6 protein-coding genes are annotated in these 7,004 nt (G+C 50.5%); 4 read left to right on the top strand and 2 right to left on the bottom strand.

All coding sequences use genetic code 11. The features are described from left to right. Positions 1-49: 49 nt before the first annotated feature. Both namA and proC read right to left on the bottom strand, forming a co-directional pair. Positions 50-1,066: an NADPH dehydrogenase NamA gene (namA, locus tag ON064_RS16135; RefSeq protein ID WP_274625570.1), complete on the bottom strand. Its 1,017-nt coding sequence runs from the start codon at positions 1,064-1,066 to the stop codon at positions 50-52. A gap of 162 nt (positions 1,067-1,228) precedes the next feature. Then, positions 1,229-2,032: a pyrroline-5-carboxylate reductase gene (gene proC, locus ON064_RS16140; RefSeq protein ID WP_274625571.1), complete on the bottom strand. Its 804-nt coding sequence runs from the start codon at positions 2,030-2,032 to the stop codon at positions 1,229-1,231. A 372-nt stretch (positions 2,033-2,404) separates the two neighbouring features. Between proC and ON064_RS16145 the strand changes: the two genes are divergently transcribed. From ON064_RS16145 to argH, 4 genes are all read left to right on the top strand, one after another. Then, complete coding sequence (locus ON064_RS16145; RefSeq protein WP_274625572.1) at positions 2,405-3,355, top strand: MBL fold metallo-hydrolase; 951 nt, start codon at positions 2,405-2,407, stop codon at positions 3,353-3,355. A gap of 87 nt (positions 3,356-3,442) precedes the next feature. Continuing rightward, positions 3,443-4,036 (top strand): DUF3221 domain-containing protein, encoded by a 594-nt coding sequence (locus ON064_RS16150; RefSeq protein ID WP_274625573.1) that lies wholly within the window; start codon positions 3,443-3,445, stop codon positions 4,034-4,036. Between the two features lie 221 nt (positions 4,037-4,257). Continuing rightward, positions 4,258-5,490 (top strand): argininosuccinate synthase, encoded by a 1,233-nt coding sequence (locus ON064_RS16155; protein WP_274625574.1) that lies wholly within the window; start codon positions 4,258-4,260, stop codon positions 5,488-5,490. Next, positions 5,487-6,860 (top strand): argininosuccinate lyase, encoded by a 1,374-nt coding sequence (argH, locus tag ON064_RS16160; protein ID WP_101190332.1) that lies wholly within the window; start codon positions 5,487-5,489, stop codon positions 6,858-6,860. The genes ON064_RS16155 and argH overlap by 4 nt, the downstream gene beginning before the upstream one ends. Positions 6,861-7,004 lie beyond the last annotated feature (144 nt).

Here is a 7,004-nt window from a genome sequence, read left to right on the forward strand (position 1 = left end):
TTTTTTCGTTACTTTCAGTATACTAAATTACAGCTATTTTGCAACTGTCTCATATCCAACCCCGCTCATAAGGCACAGGAGCTTCGATATCGGCTCCGAGCTCACGCGCGGCAGTGTAGGCCCAATACGGGTTGCGCAGCAATTCGCGTGCCAGGAAGATGAAATCCGCACGGCCGTTTTGAAGAATTTCTTCAGCATGGCGCGGCTCCGTGATCAAGCCGACAGCGCCGGTTGCGATTGGTGTTTCTTTTTTGATCGTTTCCGCAAAATTTACTTGATAGCCAGGGAACACCGGAATCTGTGCCGGCACGACAGCCCCTGAACTGACATCGATCAAATCGACGTTCTGCTGTTTCATCCATTTGGTCATCTCGACGTATTGTTCAGGCGTCATGCCGCCGTCTGAGTAATCTTCTGCCGAAATGCGCACAAATAATGGCCCGTCCCAAACTGAATTCACTTCGTTCAGTACGCGGCGCAGCAGGCGATAGCGGTTTTCGCTGCTGCCGCCATACTCGTCGGTGCGTTGGTTGGTCAGTGGAGATAAGAACTGGTTGATCAAATAGCCGTGGGCTGCGTGGATTTCGATGACGTCGAAGCCGGCTTTTTTGGCGCGTACAGCGCCGTCTCGGAACGCTTGGACGGTGTCATCGATTTCTTCTATCGTCATCGCTTTTGGCGTTTTGTATTTATCGTTGAAGGCAATCGCACTCGGCGCCTGAATGTCGCCGTCGACGGTCGCTTTTCTGCCGGCATGCGCCAATTGGATGCCGGTTTTCGCGCCGTTCGCTTTCATCAGGCGGACGATTTCCGCCTGTCCGTCGATATGGGCATCATCCCATATGCCGAGGTCACGGGAAGAAATGCGCCCGATCGGCTGGACGGCGGTGGCTTCAGTGATGATCAATCCAACGCCGCCGACTGCGCGCGTCGGGTAATGGACACGATGCCAATCGGTGACATGCCCGTCTTCTTTATCGCTTTGGTACATACACATCGGGGCCATGACGATGCGGTTTTTGAAATGGACGCCCTTGAGCTCAAATTCTTCGAAAAGTTTTGCCACGTAAAATTCCTCCTTCAATCTCTATACAAAGAATTAGTATACCGGAAATTCGGGAAGGCTTCGATTCGGAAGACTTGTCGTGCTTCTTTATCGGTTAAAACATCCAGATAAACAGAAACACCCCGCAAAAGCCGTCGCTTCTGTGGGGTGTGATGGGGTTTATTATTCGAATTCTTTCCCGAGTTCGCGGGAGCGGTTAGCAGCCGAAGTGACGCAGTCTCCGACGATGCGCTTGAAGTCGTTATCATAGAGGGCTTGAAGACCGGCTGCTGTTGTGCCGTTCGGGCTCGTGACGCGTTTGCGCAATTCGCCGAAATCTTCCTGCTGGAGCATTTCCGCTGCGCCGTCGAATGTTTGGCGCACCAGTTTCTTCGCATCGGCAGAAGACAAACCGTTGTCGATTCCAGCTTGCACCATGGACTCAGCGAAATAATAGAGATACGCCGGGCCGCTTCCGGCAATGCCGGTCACTGCGTGCAATTGGTCTTCTTCCACGACCGTCACGCCGCCGATCGACGACAAGAGCTTTCTCAGCAAGTGTTGCTGTTCTTTGGTGACGAATTTGCTCCAGGCGACGCCTGTGGCCGACTTGCCGATTTGCGCAGAAGTATTCGGCATGGCACGGGCAACAGCGAAGTCGCCGACATGTTTTTGGATCGTGTCAATCGAAACCCCTGCCGCGACAGAAACGATAACGGTATCGCCGGTCAATTTTTCGCGGATGCCTTTCAATGCCACTTCGACATCTTTCGGTTTCATCGCAAGCAGGATGAAATCAGCATCTCTCAGTTCGGTCTTGTCGTCGCACACAATGTTAACGCCGTATTCATCATGCAAAAATTCCAAACGGTCCTGATCTGACCGGTTCATGACGGAGATTTCATCGGGTTTCATAATTCGCTTGTTGATCCAGCCGTGGATCATGGATTCGGCCATCGATCCGGCCCCTACACATACAATTTTCATACATTCCACTTCCTTTTCTCAAAATAAAAAGCGCAATCATCCCTGTTATTCCAAGGACGAAAACGCTTGTTTCCGCGGTACCACCTAAGTTTGCACATTTGCACAACTCGATATCCTTATCGCGGACAGACGGCCGTGTTTGCACGGCAGCTCAGAAGCAGGTTCGGGAAGGGAGCGGGGGTGCGGCGTTTCAGCGTTGGCGGCACTCTCTTGTACCCATCACCTTCCGTACTAATCTTCATCTACGCTTACATATGTTATTAAATTATAAGTAAAGAAATTTTATTTGTCAAATTGGCCAGCTGGCGTGACGGGGCCTGCCATTCAAGGTATGATAAGTGAATAGACATTCATTTTAAGGGAGTGGGAATGATGGAACCGATCAAAATCACCATCCCGACGCCATTTGCCGTCGGAGATGTCAATTCTTATCTATTGAAAGGCGACGCGTTGACGTTGATCGATGCCGGACCGAAAACACCCGAAGCCTGGGAAGCGCTCAAGGCCGGACTGAAAGCAGCGAATGTCGCCCCTGAAGACATCGAGCAAGTGGTTTTGACGCACCACCACCCGGATCACGCAGGATGGGTCGACGGCTTCGACGCCGCCAAATTGTACGGCCATCCATATAACGATCTATGGCTGCGCCGGGACGAAGCTTTTTTCGATTATCATGACGCGTTCTATCAGGAGCGCTTGAAAGAAGAGGGAGTGCCGGGTGATTTGATGTTCTGGATGAAGAAGATGAAGCGGCCGCTCAATTTGATGGGCAATCGCCCGCTTGATATGGCCATCAATGAAGGCGATACGATTCCGGGCCATGCGGACTGGCATGTTATGGAGACCTTGGGGCATGCCCAAAGCCATCTATCGTTCTGGAATCCGGAAGAACGCACGATGATTGGCGGCGACCACGTTATCGCGAAAGTGTCATCGAACCCGCTCATCGAACCGCCGTATAATCCTGAAGAAGGGCGCCCAAAGTCTTTATTGCAATACAATGCCTCCCTCAGCCGGCTATTGAAGATGCCGATAGATGTCATTTACAGCGGCCACGGGGATGACGTGCGCAATGTCCATGAACTCGTTTCCACACGGCTCGAAAAGCAGCACTTGCGGGCGATGAAAGTGCTCGCCATGCTCGACCGGTCAAGCGAGCAGTCGGTTTACGAATTGACACAGCAGCTGTTTCCGCATGCCTACGAAAAAGAACTCGGCCTGACGCTTTCCGAGACGATCGGCCAAGTTGATTACTTGCTCGAAGACGGCTTGATTGAAGAGCGATTGAACGACCGGGGCATTTTCGTCTACCGCCAGGCTTAATGTACAGAGTTGCATGCCTAAGCTTCAGCAGGTAAACTGAAAATTAAGAGTTGCAACAAGAATCTAAGCGTAAAGGATTGGGATAAAGTGAAAAAAGCTAGTTTATTTCTTGCAGGATTCCTGCTATTGGCAGGTTGCTCAGATGATGCCGCACCGACAGAACCGGCGGAGCCGGCAGGCAATGAAGAAGAACCGGAAATTGCAGTTGAACAAGAGGGCATGACGGAAGAAGGATTCATTACGCAGATCGGGGATGGACGCATTCTCATCAATAGCATTTACTTCGCTATTCCGGAAGACGTCGAAGTCCAGTTTGCAGAAGGCGGGGAAACAACAGAAGCCGTTATCAGCGACTTGCGCACCGGCATGAAAGTCAAGACCGATTATACAGGGCCGCTAGAAGAGTCTTATCCGATGCAAGGCGAAGCGGAAAAGATCACGATTTTGCAGGACGAAGAATCCCAGCGGCAATCGGAAGCTTTGCAGGCCTTTATCAATGAAGAGCAGTTGTCCAAACTCATCATTTTGGGACAACCCATCGTGCGCGGCGACGAGATCGGATTTTTATTCAATAATATGGAAACTGGTGATTTAACGGAAGTGCGCATCGATATGAATACATTGGAATATACAATGGGCAATGAAGAAGAGGAAGAACAAGCAGAAGACACCGAGGAATAAGCCGGCAGATCCCGGCAGCAGAAAACCCGGATGGCAGTGAGCCGTCCGGGTTTTTGCATGCACAGAAGTTGTTCTTTCTATAGAAGAAACATGGTTTTTTTGCATATTTCCTAAAAAACATGAAAATTTATGCGCGTCTTCTCTTGCGTTATAAAAAATGCCATGTTATTATGTGTATATTCATCGCATATAACGCATAAAAATACAGGAGGTCATATTATATGAACAAAAAAATCGTACTCGCATACTCAGGTGGACTAGATACATCGGTGGCCATTCCATGGCTCAAATCACAAGGCTATGACGTCGTCGCTGTTTGCCTCGACATCGGAGAAGGAAAAGACTTGGACTTCATCAAACAAAAAGCGCTGCAAGTCGGAGCGGTCGAAAGCTATATGATCGATGCCAGAGACGAATTTGCCGAAGACTATGCACTCATTTCGCTTCAAGCCCATACATTATATGAAGGCAAATACCCGCTTGTTTCTGCATTGTCGCGTCCGTTGATTTCCAAAAAACTCGTGGAAATCGCAGTGGAAAGCGGGGCAACGGCTGTTGCCCATGGTTGCACAGGAAAAGGCAACGACCAAGTTCGTTTTGAAGTTTCCATCAAATCGTTGAACCCCGACCTTGAAGTCGTCGCACCTGTTCGCCAGTGGGGCTGGTCGCGTGACGAGGAAATCGCTTATGCTAAGCAGCATGACGTGCCGGTTCCGGTCAACTTGGATTCGCCATTCTCCATCGACATGAACCTATGGGGCCGTGCCAACGAATGCGGCATCCTCGAAGACCCTTGGGCAACACCGCCAGCAGATGCATATGATATCACCAATGCATTGGAAGACACGCCAGATACGCCGGATATCGTCGAAATAGAATTCGTCAAAGGCGTACCGACTAAATTGAACGGCATCGACTATAAATTGACGGATCTGATTTTCGAATTGAACCACGTCGCAGGCAAACATGGCGTCGGCAGAATCGACCATGTGGAAAACAGACTGGTCGGCATCAAATCCCGTGAAATTTATGAAGCGCCAGCAGCGATGACTTTGATCGCCGCGCATAAAGAACTTGAAGATATCACTTTGGTCAAAGAAATGGCTCATTTCAAGCCGGTCATCGAGAAGAAAATGACGGAATTGATCTATGAAGGGCTTTGGTTCTCTCCACTGCGTGTCGCACTTGAAGCATTCCTGAAAGAAACACAGGAATTCGTCAACGGCACCGTGCGTGTAAAACTATTCAAAGGCCATGCCATCACGGAAGGGCGTAAGTCACCAAACTCCTTGTACAGCGAAGAACTGGCGACGTATTCAACAGATGATACGTTCAACCACGAGTCTGCAGTCGGATTCATCGAGCTATGGGGCTTGCCGACAGTCGTCAACTCTAAAATCAACAAGAAAGAAGTTACGGTTACGGCACAAGTCAAAGAGGAGGTACAGCTATGACCAAACTGTGGGGCGGTCGTTTCCAAAAGACAGCTGAACAGTGGGTCGACGAGTTCGGGGCTTCCATTTCCTTTGACCAGAAATTAGTGCTCGAGGATCTCCAGGGCAGCATGGCGCATGTCACCATGCTGTCTTCCTGCAAGATCCTGCCGCAGCAAGACGCTGACTTGATCTTGTCAGGGCTTCAGACGCTGCAGAAAAAAGCGGAGAACGGAGAACTTGAGTACAGCGTATCGAACGAAGACATCCACTTGAATTTAGAAAAACTCCTGATTGATGAAATCGGCCCTGTCGGCGGCAAACTCCATACCGGCAGAAGCCGCAACGACCAGGTTGCGACGGATATGCACCTGTATCTAAAAAACCGCGTGACGGAAATCATCGAGCTGATCGAAGGATTCCAGTCGGCGATCGTCGAGCAGGCTGAAACGCATGTTGAGACGGTCGTGCCGGGGTATACCCATCTTCAGCGCGCACAGCCGATTTCATTCGGCCATCATCTGATGACCTATTTCTGGATGTTGCAGCGCGACAAAGAACGCATGCAGGAATCCTTGAAACGCATCGATGTGTCGCCACTCGGGGCAGGGGCGATGTCCGGGACGAGTTTCCCGATCGACCGCGAACTGTCCGCTGAACTGCTCGGCTTCTCAGGCGTTTACCAAAACAGCCTAGATGCCGTCAGCGACCGCGACTTTATCCTGGAATTCCTCAGCAACTCATCGATGCTCATGATGCACTTATCACGCTTTGCAGAAGAAATCATCCTCTGGTCGAGCGAAGAGTTCCGTTTCATCGAACTCGATGATACCTTCTCGACTGGCTCGAGCATCATGCCGCAAAAGAAAAATCCGGATATGGCGGAACTTGTCCGCGGCAAGACCGGGCGTGTCTACGGCAATCTATTCGGCTTGCTGACGACTTTGAAAGGCCTGCCGCTTGCCTATAACAAAGATATGCAAGAAGACAAGGAAGGCATGTTCGACACCGTCCACACTTTGATGGGGTCGTTGCCGATCTTTGAAGGAATGATCCGGACGATGAATGTCAACACCGCATCTATGGAAAAAGCAGTGAACTCTGACTTTTCGAATGCGACGGAGCTCGCGGATTATTTAGCGGCAAAAGGCATGCCGTTCCGCGAAGCGCACGATGTGACCGGCAAGCTGGTCTTCACGTGCATCCAGCGTGGCTATTATTTGAAAGACCTGCCGCTTGAGGATCTCCAGGCAGCCAGCCCGCTCATTGAAGACGATATTTACGAAACCTTGCTTCCGCAGACGGCCGTCAAACGCCGCAACTCACTAGGTGGCACAGGATTTGATCAAGTACATCATCAATTGGGACTAGCCAAGAAACTCATCGGGTGATCATTAGTCCATTTATATGCGCGCTTGCTTTGTTCGGTACAACAGGCAGGCACTTGCGCCCGGCTCTCTTCCCCCTAAAGAGAGCCGGTTTTTTTATGGCGTTTTGGCGCTTTGCGTGTATCCTTAACATATAGGGCGAAAGCG

Origin of the sequence: Planococcus sp. A6, from assembly GCF_028823615.1 — a bacterium.
GTDB lineage: Bacteria > Bacillota > Bacilli > Bacillales_A > Planococcaceae > Planococcus.

Coding starts and splice junctions, on each gene's coding strand:
- proC (WP_274625571.1), bottom strand. CDS start 2,032: ATGAAAATTGTATGTGTAGGGGCCGGATCGATGGCCGAATCCATGATC.
- ON064_RS16145 (WP_274625572.1), top strand. CDS start 2,405: ATGGAACCGATCAAAATCACCATCCCGACGCCATTTGCCGTCGGAGAT.
- ON064_RS16155 (WP_274625574.1), top strand. CDS start 4,258: ATGAACAAAAAAATCGTACTCGCATACTCAGGTGGACTAGATACATCG.
- argH (WP_101190332.1), top strand. CDS start 5,487: ATGACCAAACTGTGGGGCGGTCGTTTCCAAAAGACAGCTGAACAGTGG.